This is a genomic window from Halomonas sp. MCCC 1A11062, from assembly GCF_021404355.1.
GTDB classification, from domain to species: Bacteria; Pseudomonadota; Gammaproteobacteria; order Pseudomonadales; family Halomonadaceae; genus Halomonas; species Halomonas aerodenitrificans.
In genome coordinates, this window is record NZ_JABFTW010000001.1 from 244,765 (window position 1) to 262,953 (window position 18,189).

Sequence of the window (18,189 nt, forward strand, 5' to 3'; positions counted from 1 at the left end):
CTAGGAGCAACATCATGGAAATCGTCTACCTTGCCGCCGCCATCATCATCAGCGTCAGCGCCCTGGCTACCGGCATCGGCTTCGCCATGCTGGGCGGCAAGCTGCTCGAGTCCACCGCTCGCCAGCCGGAGCTGGGCGACCAGCTGCAGACCCGCACCTTCATCATGGCCGGTCTGCTCGACGCCGTGCCGATGATCGGCGTCGGTATCGCGATGTACCTGATCTTCGTCGTTGCCGGTTAAAGACAGCACCGAGCGCTGAGGCGCTCGGTTCGCTTCTCTCCGGTTGCCACGAACCCGTCAGAGGTACATACCCGTGAATATCAACATGACGCTTATCGGGCAGACGATCGCCTTCGCGATCTTTGTCTGGTTCTGCATCAAGTACGTGTGGCCGCCGATCAGCTCCGCGCTCCACGAGCGCCAGAAGAAGATCGCCGATGGCCTCGACGCGGCCAGCCGGGCTTCCCGCGACCTCGAGCTTGCTCAGGAGCAGGCTGCTCAGACGCTGCGCGAGAGCAAGGAGCAGGCCTCCCAGATCCTCGAACAGGCCCACAAGCGCTCCACTCAGATGATCGAGGAAGCGCGTGAGCAGGCCCGTGCCGAAGGCGAACGCCTGGTGGCTGGCGCCCGTGCCGAGATCGATCAGGAAATCAATCGCGCCAAGGAAGAGCTTCGCGCCCAGGTGGCGACACTTGCCATCGTCGGGGCCGAGCGTGTTCTGGAAGCCTCCGTCGACGAGAAGGCGCATCGCAAGCTGCTCGACAAGCTTGCCGCCGAACTGTGAAGGAGGTGACCCATGGCGGAAACGTCAACCGTCGCACGACCCTACGCCAAGGCGGCTTTCGAGTATGCGCGTGACCACAAGGCGCTGGAAGCCTGGTCCGACATGCTGGTCAAGCTGGGCCAGGTCGTAGCGGAGCGTGATGCGCAGAAACTGTTCGCGAGCCCCAAACTGACCGACGACCGCAAGGTCGAGCTGGTCATCGAACTGGCCGAGGCCAAGGTCGACGACGCAGGCCGTCGTTTCCTGGAGTCGCTTGCCGAGAAGGGGCGTCTTACCGCCCTGGGTGCCATTGCCGAGCAGTTCGAACGTCTGCGCGCCGAGCATGACAAGCGTGTCGACGTCACCGTGGTCACGGCCTTCGCGCTCGACGACAAGCAGCAGAACAAGCTCGCAGGCGCGCTCAAGAAGCGGCTGAATCGCGAAATCTCCATTACCACTCAGGTGGATCCGAAGCTTATCGGGGGCGTTATCCTGCGCGCCGGCGACACCGTCATCGACGGGTCGGTGCGCGGTCGACTGAACCGCCTCTCCGAAGCCCTTACCGCCTGAGTCTGAGGGACATGGCATGCAGCAACTGAATCCTTCCGAGATCAGCGACATCATCAAGCAGCGTATCGAAAAGCTGGATGTCGCATCCGAAGCCCGCAATCAGGGCACCATCGTCAGCGTCTCCGACGGCATCGTGAAGATTCACGGTCTCGAGGACGCGATGTTCGGTGAGATGATCGAATTCCCCGGCGGTATCTACGGCATGGTGCTCAACCTCGAGCGCGACTCCGTGGGCGCCGTGGTGCTGGGCGACTACCTGAAGCTGGAAGAGGGCATGACCGCCAGCTGTACCGGTCGTATCCTCGAGGTGCCGGTGGGCCCCGAACTGGTTGGCCGCGTGGTCGATCCGCTGGGCAACCCCATCGACGGCAAGGGCGACGTGGGCGCCAAGCTGACCGACGCGGTGGAAAAGGTCGCCCCGGGCGTCATCACCCGTCAGTCGGTCGACCAGCCGATCCAGACCGGTCTCAAGGCGATCGACGCCATGGTGCCGATCGGCCGCGGCCAGCGTGAGCTGATCATAGGCGACCGTCAGATCGGTAAGTCGGCCATCGCCGTCGACGCCATCATCAACCAGAAGGGCAAGGGCGTCATCTGTATCTACGTGGCCATCGGTCAGAAGCAGTCGACCATCGCCAACGTGGTGCGCAAGCTCGAGGAGCACGGCGCGATGGATCACACCATCGTCGTCGCTTCCGGCGCCGCCGACCCGGCCCCGATGCAGTTCCTGGCACCCTACGCCGGCTGCACCATGGGCGAGTACTTCCGCGACCGCGGTCAGGACGCGCTGATCGTCTATGACGATCTGACCAAGCAGGCCTGGGCCTACCGTCAGGTGTCCCTGCTGCTGCGTCGTCCGCCGGGCCGTGAAGCCTACCCGGGTGACGTCTTCTATCTCCACTCGCGTCTGCTCGAGCGTGCCGCGCGCGTCAACGCCGACTACGTGGAGAAGTTCACCAACGGTGAGGTCAAGGGCAAGACCGGCTCGCTGACCGCGCTGCCGATCATCGAGACCCAGGGCGGCGACGTTTCCGCGTTCGTTCCGACCAACGTGATCTCGATCACCGACGGCCAGATCTTCCTGGAAACCGACCAGTTCAACGCAGGCATCCGCCCGGCCATCAACGCCGGTCTGTCGGTATCCCGCGTGGGTGGTGCGGCCCAGACCAAGATCATCAAGAAGCTCGGTGGCGGCGTGCGTCTGGCACTCGCCCAGTATCGCGAGTTGGCGGCCTTCTCCCAGTTCGCTTCCGATCTGGACGAAGCCACCCGCAAGCAGCTGGAGCACGGTCAGCGTGTCACCGAGCTGATGAAGCAGAAGCAGTATTCGCCGCTGTCCGTGGCCGAGATGGGCGTGTCGCTGTATGCCGCCAACGAAGGCTTCCTGGATGACGTCGACGTGAGCAAGGTGCTGGACTTCGAGCGTGCCCTGCACGAGTACATGAGGTCCGAGCAAGCCGAGCTGCTCGACAAGATCAACCAGACCGGCGACTACAACGACGAGATCCAGCAAGGGCTGAAGCAGGGTCTCGAGCAGTTCAAGGCCACTCAGAGCTGGTAATTCCGCTGGCCCGCCCGGCAAGGGCGGGCCCTGGAGCTTTCTGAGGGCCACGAACGGAGTAGATCGCTATGGCAGCTGCAAAAGAGATACGCACCCAGATCGGGAGCATCAAGAATACGCAGAAGATCACCAGCGCCATGGAAATGGTCGCTGCGTCGAAGATGCGTAAAGCGCAAGATCTGATGAAGGCCAGCCAGCCTTATGCCCGGCAGATCCGCAACGTGGTGGGCCATATCGCCGACGCCAACCCCGAGTATCGCCACGATTACATGATCGAGCGTGACGAGGTGAAGCGGGTCGGCTACATCGTGGTCTCCACCGACCGCGGCCTGTGTGGCGGCTTGAACGTCAACCTGTTCAAGGCCGTCATCAAGGACGCCATGGCGTGGCGCAACGAGGGCGCGGAGCTCGACTTCTGCGCTCTGGGCAGCAAGGCCGGCGGCTTCTTCCGCAACTACGGCGGCAACCTGGTGGCAGCCAAGAGCGGCCTGGGCGAAGCGCCCGAGGTCGAGGCTCTGATCGGCAGCGTCAAGGTGATGTTGGACGCCTACGACGAAGGGCGGGTCGACCGCCTGTTCGTGGTGTACAACGAGTTCGTCAACACCATGACGCAGAAGCCGGTGGTTCGTCAGCTGTTGCCGCTCTCCCCCGATATGGGGGCCGATGCGGATGACGAGGACAACAAGCGTCCCGGTAGCTGGGACTACCTGTATGAGCCGGATGCCAAGGCGCTGTTGGATAGCCTGCTGGTTCGCTTCATCGAATCGCAGGTCTATCAGGCGGTGGTCGAGAACGGGGCCTGTGAACAGGCGGCCCGGATGATCGCCATGAAGAACGCCACCGACAACGCCGGCGGACTGATCGACGATCTGGAGATGGTGTACAACAAGGCCCGCCAGGCCGCCATCACCCAGGAAATTTCCGAGATCGTCGGCGGTGCCGCCGCCGTATAGCGCCCGGGGAGAGCCCATGGCTCTCCCGCTACAGGTTTCATTTGCAGGTATTTGAGAGGATCGCAAGATGAGCGGACGTATCGTACAAATCATCGGCGCGGTGATTGACGTCGAGTTCCCGCGGGACTCGGTTCCCAAGGTCTACGACGCGCTCAACGTCGCCAACTCCGAGACCGTGCTCGAAGTCCAGCAGCAGCTGGGCGACGGCGTGGTGCGTACCATTGCCATGGGTTCCACCGAGGGCCTGAAGCGCGGCATGGAGACCACCAACACCGGAGCACCGATCTCCGTGCCGGTCGGCAAGGAGACCCTGGGTCGCATCATGGACGTGCTGGGTCGGCCGATCGACGAGGCCGGCGACATCGGTGAGCAGGAGCGCATGCCCATTCACCGTCCGGCACCCACCTATGCCGAGCAGGCAGCTTCCAACGAGCTGCTCGAGACCGGCATCAAGGTCATCGACCTGGTCTGCCCGTTCGCCAAGGGTGGCAAGGTCGGCCTGTTCGGCGGCGCCGGCGTGGGCAAGACCGTCAACATGATGGAGCTGATCCGCAACATCGCCATCGAGCACAGCGGTTACTCCGTGTTCGCCGGCGTGGGTGAGCGGACCCGTGAAGGTAACGACTTCTACCACGAGATGACCGAGTCGAACGTTATCGACAAGGTATCGCTGGTATACGGTCAGATGAACGAGCCGCCGGGCAACCGTCTGCGCGTGGCCCTGACCGGCCTGACCATCGCCGAGAAGTTCCGCGATGAAGGCCGCGACGTGCTGCTGTTCGTCGACAACATCTATCGTTACACCCTGGCCGGTACCGAGGTATCCGCACTGCTGGGCCGTATGCCCTCGGCGGTAGGCTACCAGCCGACCCTGGCCGAGGAGATGGGCGTTCTGCAGGAGCGCATCACCTCCACCAAGGTGGGCTCGATCACTTCCGTGCAGGCCGTCTACGTGCCCGCGGACGACCTGACCGACCCGTCGCCGGCCACCACCTTCGCCCACCTGGACGCCACCGTGGTACTGGCGCGTTCGATCGCCGAACTGGGTATCTACCCGGCCATCGATCCGCTGGACTCCACTTCGCGCCAGCTCGACCCGCTGGTCGTCGGCGAGGAGCACTACAACACCGCCCGCGGCGTGCAGAACGTGCTGCAGCGCTACAAGGAGCTCAAGGACATCATCGCGATCCTGGGCATGGACGAACTGTCCGACGAGGACAAGCAGACCGTGGCCCGTGCGCGTAAGATCCAGCGCTTCCTGTCGCAGCCGTTCTTCGTGGCCGAGGTCTTCACCGGTGCACCCGGCAAGTACGTATCGCTGAAGGATACCATTCGCGGTTTCCAGGGCATCCTCGACGGCGAATACGACAACCTGCCGGAGCAGGCCTTCTACATGGTGGGCAGCATCGACGAGGCCGTCGAGAAAGCCAACCAGATGAAGTAAGGCCGTCCACCAGGGGGACTTCGCTATGGCGAATAGCTTCAAGTGCAACATCGTCAGCGCCGAAGAGGCGATCTTCTCGGGTGAGATCGAGCAGCTCGTCGCTTCCGGCATCATGGGCGACCTGGGCATCCTGCCCGGGCACGCCCCGCTGCTGACCGAGCTTCAGCCTGGTCCGGTCCGCGTCATCCGGGAAGGCGGTACGGAAGAGAACTTCTACGTCTCCGGCGGCTTCCTCGAAGTGCAGCCCGACGTGGTGACCGTACTGGCCGACGCGGCCTCCCGTGCCGGCGACCTCGACGAGGCCGCCGCCGAGGAAGCCCGTCAGCATGCGCTCAAGGCATTCAACGACAAGTCGTCGGAGCTGGATTACACCCGCGCCGCCGCCGAACTCGCGGAAGCCGTGGCCCAGCTGCGTACCATTCAGCAGCTGCGCAAGAAGGCCGGCAAGGGCTGATTTCAGGCCTGTCTGTCACGAAACGCCCCTCGAACAGCGTTCGAGGGGCGTTTTCGTATCTGTTACCATAGCAGTCAGATTGCCACGGTCGGCTGCTAGCATGGCCGGCTAACTCCCACTTTGCGGCGTCAGGAGGATGCCATGTCCTTGAACGAGACCCTGATAGAACAGAAAGACGCCCTACTGGAGGCCCACCAGGCCGACGACCGCGAACGGTTGGATGAACTCTTGCCCGAGCTGCGCGCGGCGGACATTGCCGAGATCCTCGAGCAGATTGCCGAGGAGCAGGACAACCAGACCGTGTTCGCCTTGCTCGACCGCCTGCCGCTGGATCGGCGAGCGCACATCATCGGTTATCTGCCCGAAGATCTTCAGGAAGACCTGGCACGTGAGATGAGCGATGAGGTGCTGCTCACGGTTCTGGAGGAGATGAGTGCGGACGAGCGTGCCGATCTCTTCAACCTGCTGGATGAAGACCGGCGCGAAGGGCTGCTGCGGCGCATGGCACGCCAGGAGCGTGAAGACCTCAAGCGCCTGGCGAGCTATGAAGAGGGCACCGCGGGTTCGATCATGACCTCGGACTACGTGGCGATTCCCAGCGGCATGACCGTGTCCCAGGCGATGATGCGTGTTCGTCAGACCGCACCGGATGCCGAAACCGTCTATCAGCTCTACATCATTGACCAGGATGGCAAGCTGGCGGGCACCCTGTCGCTGCGTCAGCTGATGGTGGCGCGGCCCGGAGCCCAGGTCGACGACCTGATGATCAAGGATGTTATCAGCGTACCGGTGGACGAAGAGCAGGAGGAGGTCGCCCGTCTGGTGGCCCGCTACGATATGCTGGCCGTGCCGGTGATCGACCATGAAGAGCGTTTGGTTGGCATCATCACCCACGACGACGCCATGGACGTGGCCGAAGAGGAAGCCACCGAGGACATGCACAAGGGTATGTCCATCGGCAAGCTCGAGGGCGGGCTGCGCAGCGCCAGCCTGTTCGATCTCTACCGTAAGCGTATCGTCTGGCTGGTGCTGCTGGTGTTCGCCAACATTTTCTCCGGCGCCGGTATCGCCTACTTCGAGGAGACCATCGAGGCCTACATCGCGCTGGTGTTCTTCCTGCCGCTGCTGGTGGACAGCGGCGGCAACGCCGGCTCCCAGGCCGCCACCCTGATGGTGCGCGGCATGGCCACCGGCGACGTGCGCAGCCGTGACTGGGCCAAGCTGCTGGGTCGCGAGGTCTTCGTCGCCGCCGGGCTGGGCCTGACCATGGCGCTGGCGGTGTCGGTGGTGGGCATCTTCCGTGCCGGCACCGAGATCGCCATGGTGGTGGCCATGAGCATGGTACTGATCGTGATCGTGGGCAGCCTGATCGGTATGATCCTGCCGTTCATTCTCAATCGACTGGGTTGGGACCCGGCCACCGCCTCGGCGCCGCTGGTGACCTCCATCGCCGATGCTTCGGGGGTGCTGATTTATTTTGCCCTGGCAACGGCTGTGCTGGGCCTGCCGGGAGGCTAGAAGGACCACACCAGCGCCAGGCGGTTTGGTTGGTCATTGCCAGCAAGGCGGTGACCGGTCGAGCCGCCCGGCCTGGCTGGCAAGGGCGGTATCTGTTCGCTTGCCGAGGCATTCGTGCCGTGTGTCTGAGTACGGCTTGAAATTGACTGTGCAGCAGTGCTGAATATTTAAATGGTAACGACATGAAGTTAGTTGACACATCAAATTAGCTGTTTTAAGGTTCGCCGCGTAGTTCAACATCAACATAGGCAAGGTGGAAATCCATGGAAGACCCCAGTAGTCGATTATCCAAGCGCGGGAGTTTTCGCCTGGCGGAGATGACCCAGCTTCCCCCCTGCCTGTAAAATCTGCCTCCCCCGGATGCAGCCTTTCCAGGCAGAGTGAGCCTGGAGCCATCGTATTTCCCACCAAGCGTCTATCCTCGCGCCATTCGTGGCCTTGCGAGGCGTTGTCGTGTCTGCGATTCGACAGGCATGTCTTGAGCGAGCGTCACTGACAATCTGCTGCCATTGAGCCTTTTATTTAAAGTCTCATGGGTTTTTATTGCCGAAATTAAATATTAATTTATTTCGGCCATGGCATTCTTTTGCCTTAAATAAGCGAAAGGAAAGAACGATGGCGACTCAAGTCCTGACATTGAAAAAAGCGGCTGGCGGCGAAAAGTTGGCTCACCCGATCTCCAACTCCATGCGCCAGACCTTCCTGAGGGTCAACCGCAATACACTGGCGAAGGACGTGCTGGACATGGTCAAGTGGTCGGAGCTGCCCGAAGAGATGATGGGGATCGTTTTCGTGCACGCCGACGACGGCCGTCACCTGGGCTTCGTGCGGTTGACGGCCCTGCTGCGTGCCAAGTCCGACCAGCCGGTTCACTACCTGCTCCAGGGGGAGACGCTGTTCGTGCGGGAGAGCACCGATCAGGAGGAGGCCGCGCGACTGCTGCAGAAGCATGACGTTGCCCTGCTGCCGATCCTCTCCGAAAGCGGTGCGATGCGCGGTGTGCTGACCTTCGACGACGCCATGGACATTCTCGATGAAGAGACCTCCGACGACATCTACTGGAAGGCGGGCGTGGGTGACGTGACCCACTATCAGGACGCCGTGCGCAGCGAGAAGCTCACTTCCGGTGGCATCGGCTATCCGGTCAAGGTGAGGCTGATGTTCCTCATGGTGACGTTGGCCGGCGGCATGCTGGTGGGCGGGGTGATCGATCACTTCGAAGGCGTGCTGGAGTCGCTGGTGGCGTTGGCGATCTTCATCCCGCTGGTAATGGACATGGGCGGTAACGTGGGCACCCAGTCGACTACCATCTTCGCCCGCGGCCTGGCGCTGGGGCATATCGACCTGAAGCAGTTCTTCCGCAAGCATCTGCTGCGCGAACTGCGTGTCGGTCTGGTCATGGGGGTGCTGCTGGCCACGCTTGCCGGTGCCATCGCCTGGGCCTGGCAGGGCGCGCCCAACGGCATTCCGATGCTGGGCGTGGTGGTCGGCGTATCGCTGTTCGTCTCGGTGGTCACTGCAAGCGTGCTGGGTTTCCTGCTGCCCTATATCATGCTGAAGATCGGCGTCGACCATGCGCCGGGAGCCGACCCCTTCATCACCACCATCAAGGACTTCACCGGCCTGGCCGTGTATTTCCTGATGGCCGGCTGGCTGCTGGGCGTGTCAGGCTGAAGTCAGCAAGTGGCATTGACAGGTACTTTTATTGGGACTCATCGAGCACCCCGGCATGCCGGGGTGCTCTCCGAAGCGGATGCTTCGCTCATGGGAGATCACACCATGTTCCAACCACGACGTCTTGCCGGCGGTCTGCTCTGCGCCTTGTTGCCCACTCTTGCACTGGCCGGGGTGGACGATGCCGCCCTGATCGATGCCAATAGCTGTTCCCTCGATCTCTGGCATACCCGTATCGACGGTGGCGGCTATCAGAACTACGTCTCACCCACCTGCCGTCCCGGCGGGAACTACCAGTTCACCGCGGTGTTCGGCAACGAGCATGAGGAGGGCGAGAGCGAGCAGGTTTATGGCCTCGAAGCCAAGATGCTATTCACCAGCCTCGAAGCGCATGGCTATGGCCTGGGCCTGGTCGTCGGTAGCGAGTACCTGACTGAAATGAGCCGCTGGGAAACCCAGTATGCGCTGGTGCCGCTCACGCTGGGATTTGCCGACGAGCGTGCTCTGGTGCACTTCAATCTGGGCTGGGAGAGGGAGCGCAGTGCGGAGACACGCAACGCCCTGACCTGGGGGCTTGGCAGCGAAGTCGGAATCGCCGGGCCGCTGGTGGCGATTGCCAATGTGTTCGGCAATGACCGCAGCAGCAGTGAGAGCAGTATCGAGGTGGGCCCCCGGCTGGCGCTGCTGGACGACAAAGTGCTGATCGATGCCCTTTTCGAAAGGGAGCTGGGTGGGGAGAACACCCGTGCCTACACCCTGGCTCTGACCTACGCCTTCTGATGTCGGCAGGGCTGCGGGCCCCTGGTGGCTCCAGCCCTGCTATTCAACCACCTCCCGGGAACAAGAGGTGAGCGAGATGACCTATTCCATCCACAACCCCGCGGTGCTGCTCCAGGCGGCCAAGGCGGCCAACATTCACGGCCAGTGGGATGCCAAGCGCTGCTGTCTCGTGCAGCAGGACATTCACGGCGGTGGCGAAAAGCGCTGGCAGCCTCTGGAAAGCAGCCGGGACGCCAGTCAGCTCCAGGCTCGCCTGGGCTTGAGGGTCAGCGTCTGCAAGCGAGTCAGGCGGGTGCGAGTCGAGGAGCCCGCCCTGCTCGAGCCACGCTTCGTTGAGGTCGACTACGACGAAGGCACTCTGCAGGCTGCCACGCGCAAGGCCATCGTGCTAATGGCGTCGAGGCTGGCCGAACGCGAACCGTAAAGTCAAAGTAGGAAGAGACAGGCAAAAGGTGGCTACATAGCCGCCTTCTTCATTTATTGCCCACGCTTGCTTCGTCCACTCGACGGACTCATTCTCGATGCTCGAAGATCGAGCGAATGGCGACGAACAGAATAACCGTCAGCAGTAGCGAGAAAGGAATGGCGATGAGGGAAACGGCAGGCACGATCATGTCGGCGGCCATGGCGAACTCCTTGAGAGCGACGAGTGGGGAGCGCCGGCGCTAGGCGTCGACTGGACAGGCGATGTTAGCACGGCGGACGCCGGGTTTCAGCGCACGTTCTGCTTTATCTCGACCTCTGCCAGCCACGGCACGTCGTGAATGAGGTCGCTCAGCTGACGGGGCAGCGCCGCGAGTTCCGAGTAGGACAGCTGGCAATCCATGAACACATCCACACTGATTCGTCCTTCGAGATAGTGCAGCCGATAATGTTCGATATGGGGCCAGCAGGGATGCGACGACCAGTGGTCGGTCAGCACACGGTCCACCTCGGGGCGCAACGGCAGGCCGGGGAAGCGGCTGGGATCGCCCTCGCCGGCGTCGTCCTCGGGATCGATGTGAAAGGTCACGTCGCTGAGCGCGGGATAGGCGAGGCGCAGCCGGCGGCTGACCTCGTTGCCGATCTCGTGAGCCTCCGAGACGCTGATGCGCGGGCCCACCACCACGTGCAGGTCGACGATGGCGTGACCCGCCGACTGGCGGGTGCGCAGGTCGTGCACGCCTTCCACGCCGGGCACCTCGAGAGCGACTTGGTGCATCTGCTGTTGTGCATCGGCCGGCAGGGCGGTATCGACCAGCTCGCGGGCCGACTCCCACAGCAGATCCCAACCCACCTTGCCCACCAACAGGCCGACGATCACCGCCGCCACGGCGTCGAGCCAGCCGAAGCCGAACTGGGCACCGATAAGGGCTACCAGCACTACCGCGGTGGAGAGCACGTCGGAGCGCGAGTGCCAGGCGTTGGCCTCGAGGAGCTTCGACTTCACCCGCTTGGCAACACGCATGGTGTAGTGAAACAGCCACTCCTTGGCGAGCAGGGCCGCCAGCGCCAGCAGCATCGCCAAGATCCCCGGAGCGGCGATCTCGGTGCCGGCAAGCAGCCGCAGCAGGCTCGACCAGGCGATGGCACCGGCGACGAATATCAGCACGCTGCCCAGCAACAGGGTGGCCAGGGTCTCGATACGACCGTGGCCGTAGTGGTGGTCATGATCGGGGCCCTGGCGGCCATAGTGGGTGGCTGCCAGCACGAAGCCGTCGGTGATCAGGTCGGAGAATGAGTGGATGCCGTCGGCCACCAGGGCCGCCGAACCGACCAGCGTGCCCACCACCACCTTGGCACAGCCCAACAGGCCGTCGAGCCAGGCGGCGATGTAGGTGGCGCGCTTGGCATCGCGGCTGTGCACTGCCTGATCGTCAGTCGAGATCATGGTCGTTCGAGCTCCCTGCATCCAACTGCTATATGTTCTCATTTACACTGAGCCAATTGAAGCGCCTAGAGGCCCAGCACGGCGGTGGCAATGGCGAAGTAGATCAGCACCCCCGAAGCGTCGGCGATGGAGGTCACCAGCGGCGCCGAGGCGGTGGCCGGGTCCCAACCCAGTCGATTGAGAATGAACGGCAGGATCATACCGATCAGGCTGCCCACGATCACGATCAACACCATGCTCATGGCCACCACCATGGCGATCTCGGTGCCGGCACGGAAGATGCCCACTACCGACACCGCCAGCGCCATGGTCAGGCCCAGCCCGGCGGCGACGAAGACCTCGCGACCCAGCAGCTTGGCCCAGTCACGGCTGCGCACGTCGCCGGTGGCCATGCCGCGCACCATCAGGGTGGCGGCCTGGGAGCCGGCGTTGCCGCCGCTGTCCACCAGCAGCGGCAGGAAGAACACCAGCGCGATGTAGGCCTCGATGGTCTCCTCGAAGTAGGCGATACCGGCGCCGGAGAAAATGTTGGCGAACACCAGCAGCACCAGCCAGACGATACGCTTACGGTAGAGGTCGAACAGGCTGGCGCTGCGCAGCCCGCCCTCGAGCTTGCCGATGGACATGCCCTTGTGCATGTCCTCGGTGGCCTCCTCTTCGGCCACGTCCATGGCGTCGTCGTAGGTGATGATGCCCACCAGGCGTTCGTCCTCCAGCACCGGCAAGGCGAGGAGGTCATAGCGGGCGATCAGTCTGGCCACCTCTTCCTGTAGCGTGTCGATGCCGACCCAGATGACCTCTTCGGTCATCAGTTCGGCCAACTGGGTCTCGCTGCTGGCCAGGATGATTTCACGCAGCGACACGGTGCCGAGAAACCGCCCCGAGGTGTCGATGCAGTAGACCTGATAGATGGTTTCGACATCGGCGCCCTTGAGCCTCAACGTCTGCATGGCGCGGGCCACACTGTAATAGGCGGGAATGGCCATGAACGCCGAGGTCATGATGGCGCCCGCCGTGCCTTCCGCATGACGAGCCAGCTTCAACAGGTCGTCGCGCACCGTAGGCGGCAGCGCCTTGAGCAAGGTCTGCTGGCGCTCTCTGTCGAGCTGCTTGAAATAGTCGACACGCTCATCGGCACTCATGTGCGCGACCAACTCGGCTAGCTCCGATACGGGCATGCCAGCGGTAGCGGCCAACTGTTCCTGCGGCTCCAGGAAGCCCAGCGTGGCGGCCCGCTTGTCGAGCGGCACGCAGTGCAGCAGCACGGCCATTCTCGACGCCGGCTCATGGTGGCCGACCTGGGCGAGATCGGCCGGATTCAGTTCGCTGGCCAGGGTTTCGACCAGGGCAGTGTCCTGATCCTGCAGGGCCTTGTGCAATTCGGCGGCAATGATGCTGTAGCTCATGGCAGCTCTCCCGTGCGAGCCAGGGGCCGTAGCCTCTGGCTGTGATAGCGCTTGTTCATTGAAGGGAGATGACACCGCTGGCCGTTGCCAGCGGGCATGGCTAGATGGTTGGTAGGCCCAGCACCGAGGTAGCGATGGCGAAATAGATCAACACACCGACCCCATCGGCAATGGAGGTCACCAACGGCGCCGAGGCGGTGGCCGGATCCCAGCCGATGCGGTTGAGAATGAACGGCAGCACCATGCCGATCAGGCTGCCCACGATCACGATCAGCACCATGCTCATGGCCACCACCATGGCGATCTCGGTACCGGCGCGGAAGATGCCCACCACCGATACCGCCAGCGCCATGGTCAGGCCCAGCCCCATGGCCACCAGCACCTCGCGGCCCAGCAGCCGGGTCCAGTCGCGGGTGCGCACGTCGCCGGTGGCCATGCCGCGCACCATCAGGGTGGCGGCCTGGGAGCCGGCGTTGCCGCCGCTGTCCACCAGCAGCGGCAGGAAGAACACCAGCGCGATGTAGGCCTCGATGGTCTCCTCGAAGTAGGCGATACCGGCGCCGGAGAAGATGTTGGCGAACACCAGCAGCACCAGCCACACCACCCGCTTGCGGTAGAGATCGAACAGGCTGGCGGTGCGCAGACTGCCACCGAGCTTGCCGATGGACATACCCTTGTGCATGTCTTCGGTGGCCTCTTCCTCGGCCACGTCCATGGCGTCGTCATAGGTGACGATGCCCACCAGGCGCTCCCCGCCATTGATCACGGGCAGGGCCAGCAGGTCGTAGCGGGCGATCAGCTTGGCCACTTCCTCCTGGGGTGTGTCGACACTGGCCCAGACGATCTCTTCGGTGATGAGATCGCGTACCAGGGCGTCCGGCGCGGCGAGAATCAGCTCACGCAGAGAAAGGGTACCGACCAGACGCTCGGCCTCGTCGATGCAGTAGATCTGATAGATCGTTTCGGCATCCGGCCCCTTGGTGCGTACCAGTTTCAAGGCTTCCGCCACCGGGATACCAATCGGCACGGCCATGTAATCCGAGGTCATGATCGCCCCGGCCGTTCCTTCTTCGTAGCTGGCCAGCTTGCGCAGGTCTTCCCGCTCCTCCTTGGCCAGGGTGCGCAGCAAGGCCTGCTGTCGATCCTCGTCGAGCAGCTTGAACAGGTCGGCACGCTCGTCGGCGTTCATGTGCTGCAGCAGTTCGCCAAGCTTGCTGTCGGTCAGCGTGGCGGCGAGCTCCTCCTGCAGCGCCACGCTCAAATAGCCGAACGCCACCGCACGCTGGTCGAGCGGCAGGTGCTGCAGGAGCGAAAGCACGGTATCGGTGTGCTCGTGCTGGACGAATTCGGCCAGGTCGGCCGGCTGCATTTCGGCGATCAGGCGCTCGATGGCTTCCTGATCGCGACGCTGCATGGCGCTGCGCAGAGAGGCAGCGAGAATGGCATAGCTCATGGTCGGGCTCCTGGCGCGCATCGGCACGTGCGCGCAGAAGCCTTTGGCTGGACCTTAGAGAGTCAGGTCCGGCAAGGGCCGGGGCGCGCGCGGCGGTGCAGCGCTGATAGCTGGAATGTCCGTCGTTGTCTGTCGACTCGGAGGTTCCATAACGTCCTCGGGAAAATGGGGTGTCGCCGCCATTCGGTGGCGCGGGCATTCTAGGCCGGTCATTGCCGATCCGCAATATCGGCACGAGCCGCGGAATTGTAACGCCTTACGGCGGACAATCGGGAAGGGGGCGTGTATCCTCTTCGCGTCCGGTCGTGCGTTTGCTGCACTGCATATGCTTTGCCATCGGGAGAGTGCCAGGAATGGATTGGCTCCAGGTCGTTGTATTGTCAGTGGTTCAGGGATTGACCGAGTTCCTGCCGATTTCGAGTTCCGCCCATCTGATTCTGGTGCCGGTGCTCACCGACTGGGACGACCAGGGGCTGACCTTCGACGTGGCGGTGCATCTGGGCAGCCTGCTGGCGGTGGTGCTCTATTTCCGTCATGACCTGCGCCGCATGGGCGCCAGTTGGGCCATGTCGCTGCGGCGTCGCAGCCTGCGCCAAGGCGTCGAAGATCCAAATGCCCGGCTGGCGTGGTGGGTGCTGCTGGCCACGATTCCGGTGTGCGTGGCCGGCTTCATTCTGCATGACGCCATCAGCGTCAGCATGCGTTCGCCGATCCTGATCGGCGTTACCCTGATCGGCTTCGGCCTGCTGCTGGGATATGCTGACTGGAACAAGCGAGCGGGGCGAAGTGAGTACCAGCTTACCTTGCGCGATGCGATGTTCATCGGTGCCGCTCAGGCGCTGGCGCTGATCCCCGGTACGTCGCGCTCCGGCATCACCATGACGGCGGCGCTGCTGCTGGGCATGAGCCGTGAGGGAGCGGCGCGCTTCTCGTTTTTGCTGTCGATCCCGGTCACAGCCCTGGCGTCGGGTTTGGAAATCCACGGAGCGCTGCAGGTGCCGCGCGAGATCGACTGGCAAGCGATGGCGGCAGGGGTGGTGCTGTCGGGGGTGAGCGCCTATATCTGCATTCACTACTTCATCGCCTTCATCAAGCGGATCGGAATGCAGCCTTTCGTTGTCTACCGCATCGTGCTTGGGTTATGGCTGCTGTGGATCTTCTGGTAGCCCGCCTACTCTATCGAGGAGTCCTGATATCATGACCTCTGTCCTGCGTCTCGTGGCAGCCTTTGCCTTGAGCCTGATGCTGCTTCTCAGTGGATGCTCCGAAAACGACCGTCCGCTGGATTCGCCGGTACGTCTCGAAGGCGCCATCTTCGGCTCCTTCTATCAGGTGACCATCGCCGACAGTCTGACCCAGGGGCAGGCGCGCGAACTGGAAGAGGGGCTGCTCGAAGTGCTCGAGCAGGTGGATGCGTCCATGTCGATCTATCGTGAAGACGCGGAGCTGATAGCCTTCAATCAGTCGCCGGTAGGGGAGTGGCAGCCGCTCTCCAACGAGCTGATCGAGGTGCTGGCAATTAGCCAGTCGGTGGCCGAGAGCAGCAACGGCGCCTTCGACGTGACCATCGGCGGGCTGGTCAACCTGTGGAGCTTCGGCTCCGAGGCCCGTCCGCGGGAAGTGCCGGATGACGAGACCCTGCAGGCCCGTCTTGCCGAGGTGGGGCCCGACAGTATCGAGGTCGACGAGAACGCCATGCAGGCGCGCCGGTTGCGCGACGTGTTCGTCGATCTTGGCGGTGTGGCCAAGGGGCACGGTACCGACCGGGTGGCCTCCTACCTGGATGGCGAAGGCATCGAACACTATCTGGTCAACCTGGGTGGCGATCTGGTGGCGCGCGGCTACCGTGATGCCGACGGCGAGCCATGGCGCATCGGCATCGAGGCACCGCTGGACGATCGTCAGGAAGCGACGCAGATCGTGCCGGTGCAGGATATCTCGATTGCCACCTCCGGCGATTACCGCAACTATTTCGAAGAGGAGGGGCGGCGCTTCTCACACACCATCGACCCGCGAACCGGTCATCCCATCGAACATCGGGTGGCCTCGGTAACGGTGGCGCACCCCTCGAATGCCTGGGCCGACGCCTGGGCCACGGCGATGCTGGTGCTGGGTGAAGAGGAGAGTCTGGCCCTGGCCCGTGAGCAGGACCTCAAGGTGCTGCTGCTGGTACGTGAAGGCGAAGGCTGGCGGAGCGTGGCGAGCCCGGCCTTCGCGGAACGCTTCGGTGGGGAGCTGAGCGAAGAAATGGACCTCGAGGTGCGCTGAACCGCCGGCAAAGAGCGGTGTACGGTCCATGTTGAGCGATGGGTACCGCCTGGTCCCTGATGAACTGAAGCCAATCGAATAGACAAGGAGTCTTCGATGACCCTGGATGTGGTGATCCTTGCCGCCGGGCAGGGTACGCGGATGCGTTCGACCCTGCCCAAAGTGCTGCATCGCCTGGCCGGCAAGCCGATGGTGCGTCACGTACTCGATACCGCCCTCGAACTCGAGGCGGAACGCCTGCACGTCGTGGTCGGCCACGGTGCCGAGCGGGTGCGCGAGGCACTCGCTGAATACCCGGTACGCTATGCCCTGCAGGCCGAACAGAAGGGCACCGGCCATGCCGTGGCTCAGGCGCTGGATGGCCTGGGTGACGGCAAGGTGCTGGTGCTGTACGGCGACGTGCCGCTTATCCGTCGCGAGACGCTGGCGGCACTGCTGGCCGAAGTGAGCGAGTCGCGCATGGCGCTGCTCACCGTGACCCTGGACGACCCCACCGGCTACGGCCGTATCCTGCGCAACGCCGACGGCGAGGCGGTGGCCATCGTCGAGCAGAAGGATGCCAGCGAGCGTGAGCTGACGATCCGTGAATGCAACACCGGCATCATGGCCATGACCGCGGCCCAACTGAAGCGCTGGCTGCCGCAGCTCTCCGCCGACAACGCCCAGGGCGAGTACTACCTCACCGACGTCATCGCCATGGCGGCCGCCGAGGGGGTGGCCATCGCCACGGCCCAGCCGGCCGATGCCATGGAGGTGGAAGGGGTCAACAATCGCCAGCAGATGGCACGCCTGGAGCGTTCCCACCAGATGCGGATTGCCGACGAGCTCATGGCCCAGGGCGTGGCGTTGATCGATCCGGCACGCCTCGACGTGCGCGGTCGTCTCAGCTGCGGTCATGACGTGGAGATCGACATCGGCTGCGTGTTCGAGGGCGATGTGGAGCTGGGCGAAGGGGTGCGCATCGGGCCCCACTGCGTGATTCGCGACAGCCATATCGGCGCCGAAACCGTCATCGAGCCACACAGCGTGATCGAAGGGACCGTGGCGGCCGGCCACAACCGCATCGGGCCCTTTGCCCGACTGCGCCCGGGAACGCGCCTGGCGGTGGGTGCCAAGGTGGGCAATTTCGTCGAGACGAAAAATGCCGAAGTGGGCGAGGGCAGCAAGATCAATCATCTGAGCTATGTGGGCGATGCGCGACTGGGTCGCGGCGTCAACGTCGGCGCCGGTACCATCACCTGCAACTACGATGGTGCCAACAAGCACCATACCGACATCGGCGACGATGCCTTCATCGGCTCCAACACCGCCTTGGTGGCGCCGGTCAGCGTCGGGCGAGGTGCCACGGTGGGGGCCGGCTCGACCATCAGCAAGGACGTGCCCGACAACGCCCTGGCCGTTTCCCGTGGACGCCAGATCGGCAAGGCCGACTGGGCGCGACCGGCCAAGAAGACCCGAGACTGACAACAGCGC

At 63.4% G+C, this 18,189-nt stretch carries 17 protein-coding genes; 14 read left to right on the top strand and 3 right to left on the bottom strand.

Annotated features, from left to right (window positions below; translation table 11 throughout):
* The first annotated feature begins 14 nt into the window (after positions 1-14).
* From atpE to HOP58_RS01205, 11 genes are all read left to right on the top strand, one after another.
* Positions 15-242, top strand: coding sequence for a F0F1 ATP synthase subunit C (gene atpE, locus HOP58_RS01155; protein WP_010625958.1), 228 nt, complete (start codon positions 15-17; stop codon positions 240-242).
* A 73-nt stretch (positions 243-315) separates the two neighbouring features.
* Positions 316-786: a F0F1 ATP synthase subunit B gene (locus HOP58_RS01160; RefSeq protein ID WP_010625957.1), complete on the top strand. Its 471-nt coding sequence runs from the start codon at positions 316-318 to the stop codon at positions 784-786.
* Positions 787-798: 12 nt separating this feature from the next.
* Positions 799-1,335, top strand: coding sequence for a F0F1 ATP synthase subunit delta (locus HOP58_RS01165; protein WP_010625956.1), 537 nt, complete (start codon positions 799-801; stop codon positions 1,333-1,335).
* A 16-nt stretch (positions 1,336-1,351) separates the two neighbouring features.
* The gene (gene atpA / locus HOP58_RS01170; RefSeq protein WP_010625955.1) at positions 1,352-2,896 is read left to right on the top strand and encodes a F0F1 ATP synthase subunit alpha; all 1,545 of its coding nucleotides are present in this window, start codon (positions 1,352-1,354) and stop codon (positions 2,894-2,896) included.
* 68 nt (positions 2,897-2,964) lie between these two features.
* Positions 2,965-3,849, top strand: coding sequence for a F0F1 ATP synthase subunit gamma (atpG, locus tag HOP58_RS01175; protein ID WP_010625954.1), 885 nt, complete (start codon positions 2,965-2,967; stop codon positions 3,847-3,849).
* A 67-nt stretch (positions 3,850-3,916) separates the two neighbouring features.
* Positions 3,917-5,293: a F0F1 ATP synthase subunit beta gene (atpD, locus tag HOP58_RS01180; protein WP_086510229.1), complete on the top strand. Its 1,377-nt coding sequence runs from the start codon at positions 3,917-3,919 to the stop codon at positions 5,291-5,293.
* A gap of 25 nt (positions 5,294-5,318) precedes the next feature.
* Complete coding sequence (locus tag HOP58_RS01185; RefSeq protein ID WP_010625952.1) at positions 5,319-5,747, top strand: F0F1 ATP synthase subunit epsilon; 429 nt, start codon at positions 5,319-5,321, stop codon at positions 5,745-5,747.
* 141 nt (positions 5,748-5,888) lie between these two features.
* Positions 5,889-7,265: a magnesium transporter gene (mgtE, locus tag HOP58_RS01190; protein WP_010625951.1), complete on the top strand. Its 1,377-nt coding sequence runs from the start codon at positions 5,889-5,891 to the stop codon at positions 7,263-7,265.
* A gap of 615 nt (positions 7,266-7,880) precedes the next feature.
* Positions 7,881-8,939, top strand: a complete 1,059-nt coding sequence (locus tag HOP58_RS01195; RefSeq protein ID WP_234259284.1) for a magnesium transporter — start codon at positions 7,881-7,883, stop codon at positions 8,937-8,939.
* Positions 8,940-9,044: 105 nt separating this feature from the next.
* Positions 9,045-9,719, top strand: a complete 675-nt coding sequence (locus HOP58_RS01200; RefSeq protein WP_234253417.1) for a hypothetical protein — start codon at positions 9,045-9,047, stop codon at positions 9,717-9,719.
* A 76-nt stretch (positions 9,720-9,795) separates the two neighbouring features.
* Positions 9,796-10,143, top strand: coding sequence for a hypothetical protein (locus tag HOP58_RS01205; RefSeq protein WP_234253418.1), 348 nt, complete (start codon positions 9,796-9,798; stop codon positions 10,141-10,143).
* A gap of 288 nt (positions 10,144-10,431) precedes the next feature.
* Here HOP58_RS01205 and HOP58_RS01210 read toward each other — a convergent pair whose 3' ends face one another.
* The 3 genes from HOP58_RS01210 to mgtE (HOP58_RS01220) all read right to left on the bottom strand — a co-directional run bounded on the left by HOP58_RS01210 (position 10,432) and on the right by mgtE (HOP58_RS01220) (position 14,448).
* The gene (locus tag HOP58_RS01210) at positions 10,432-11,589 is read right to left on the bottom strand and encodes a cation diffusion facilitator family transporter (protein ID WP_010625947.1); all 1,158 of its coding nucleotides are present in this window, start codon (positions 11,587-11,589) and stop codon (positions 10,432-10,434) included.
* Between the two features lie 65 nt (positions 11,590-11,654).
* Positions 11,655-12,995, bottom strand: a complete 1,341-nt coding sequence (gene mgtE / locus HOP58_RS01215; RefSeq protein WP_234259286.1) for a magnesium transporter — start codon at positions 12,993-12,995, stop codon at positions 11,655-11,657.
* A 100-nt stretch (positions 12,996-13,095) separates the two neighbouring features.
* The gene (gene mgtE, locus HOP58_RS01220) at positions 13,096-14,448 is read right to left on the bottom strand and encodes a magnesium transporter (protein WP_010625945.1); all 1,353 of its coding nucleotides are present in this window, start codon (positions 14,446-14,448) and stop codon (positions 13,096-13,098) included.
* 353 nt (positions 14,449-14,801) lie between these two features.
* Here mgtE (HOP58_RS01220) and HOP58_RS01225 point away from each other — a divergent pair, with 353 nt between their 5' ends.
* The 3 genes from HOP58_RS01225 to glmU all read left to right on the top strand — a co-directional run bounded on the left by HOP58_RS01225 (position 14,802) and on the right by glmU (position 18,180).
* Positions 14,802-15,614, top strand: coding sequence for an undecaprenyl-diphosphate phosphatase (locus HOP58_RS01225; protein ID WP_234253421.1), 813 nt, complete (start codon positions 14,802-14,804; stop codon positions 15,612-15,614).
* A 31-nt stretch (positions 15,615-15,645) separates the two neighbouring features.
* Positions 15,646-16,716 (top strand): FAD:protein FMN transferase, encoded by a 1,071-nt coding sequence (locus tag HOP58_RS01230; protein WP_234253422.1) that lies wholly within the window; start codon positions 15,646-15,648, stop codon positions 16,714-16,716.
* Between the two features lie 96 nt (positions 16,717-16,812).
* On the top strand, positions 16,813-18,180 hold the full coding sequence (glmU, locus tag HOP58_RS01235; protein ID WP_234259288.1) for a bifunctional UDP-N-acetylglucosamine diphosphorylase/glucosamine-1-phosphate N-acetyltransferase GlmU: 1,368 nt from the start codon (positions 16,813-16,815) through the stop codon (positions 18,178-18,180).
* Positions 18,181-18,189 lie beyond the last annotated feature (9 nt).

Bases quoted from the DNA above. Each gene is read 5' to 3' on its own strand.
- atpE (WP_010625958.1), top strand. From the start codon at position 15: ATGGAAATCGTCTACCTTGCCGCCGCCATCATCATCAGCGTCAGCGCC.
- HOP58_RS01165 (WP_010625956.1), top strand. From the start codon at position 799: ATGGCGGAAACGTCAACCGTCGCACGACCCTACGCCAAGGCGGCTTTC.
- atpA (WP_010625955.1), top strand. From the start codon at position 1,352: ATGCAGCAACTGAATCCTTCCGAGATCAGCGACATCATCAAGCAGCGT.
- atpG (WP_010625954.1), top strand. From the start codon at position 2,965: ATGGCAGCTGCAAAAGAGATACGCACCCAGATCGGGAGCATCAAGAAT.
- atpD (WP_086510229.1), top strand. From the start codon at position 3,917: ATGAGCGGACGTATCGTACAAATCATCGGCGCGGTGATTGACGTCGAG.
- HOP58_RS01185 (WP_010625952.1), top strand. From the start codon at position 5,319: ATGGCGAATAGCTTCAAGTGCAACATCGTCAGCGCCGAAGAGGCGATC.
- mgtE (WP_010625951.1), top strand. From the start codon at position 5,889: ATGTCCTTGAACGAGACCCTGATAGAACAGAAAGACGCCCTACTGGAG.
- HOP58_RS01195 (WP_234259284.1), top strand. From the start codon at position 7,881: ATGGCGACTCAAGTCCTGACATTGAAAAAAGCGGCTGGCGGCGAAAAG.
- HOP58_RS01200 (WP_234253417.1), top strand. From the start codon at position 9,045: ATGTTCCAACCACGACGTCTTGCCGGCGGTCTGCTCTGCGCCTTGTTG.
- HOP58_RS01205 (WP_234253418.1), top strand. From the start codon at position 9,796: ATGACCTATTCCATCCACAACCCCGCGGTGCTGCTCCAGGCGGCCAAG.
- HOP58_RS01210 (WP_010625947.1), bottom strand. From the start codon at position 11,589: ATGATCTCGACTGACGATCAGGCAGTGCACAGCCGCGATGCCAAGCGC.
- mgtE (WP_234259286.1), bottom strand. From the start codon at position 12,995: ATGAGCTACAGCATCATTGCCGCCGAATTGCACAAGGCCCTGCAGGAT.
- mgtE (WP_010625945.1), bottom strand. From the start codon at position 14,448: ATGAGCTATGCCATTCTCGCTGCCTCTCTGCGCAGCGCCATGCAGCGT.
- HOP58_RS01225 (WP_234253421.1), top strand. From the start codon at position 14,802: ATGGATTGGCTCCAGGTCGTTGTATTGTCAGTGGTTCAGGGATTGACC.
- HOP58_RS01230 (WP_234253422.1), top strand. From the start codon at position 15,646: ATGACCTCTGTCCTGCGTCTCGTGGCAGCCTTTGCCTTGAGCCTGATG.
- glmU (WP_234259288.1), top strand. From the start codon at position 16,813: ATGACCCTGGATGTGGTGATCCTTGCCGCCGGGCAGGGTACGCGGATG.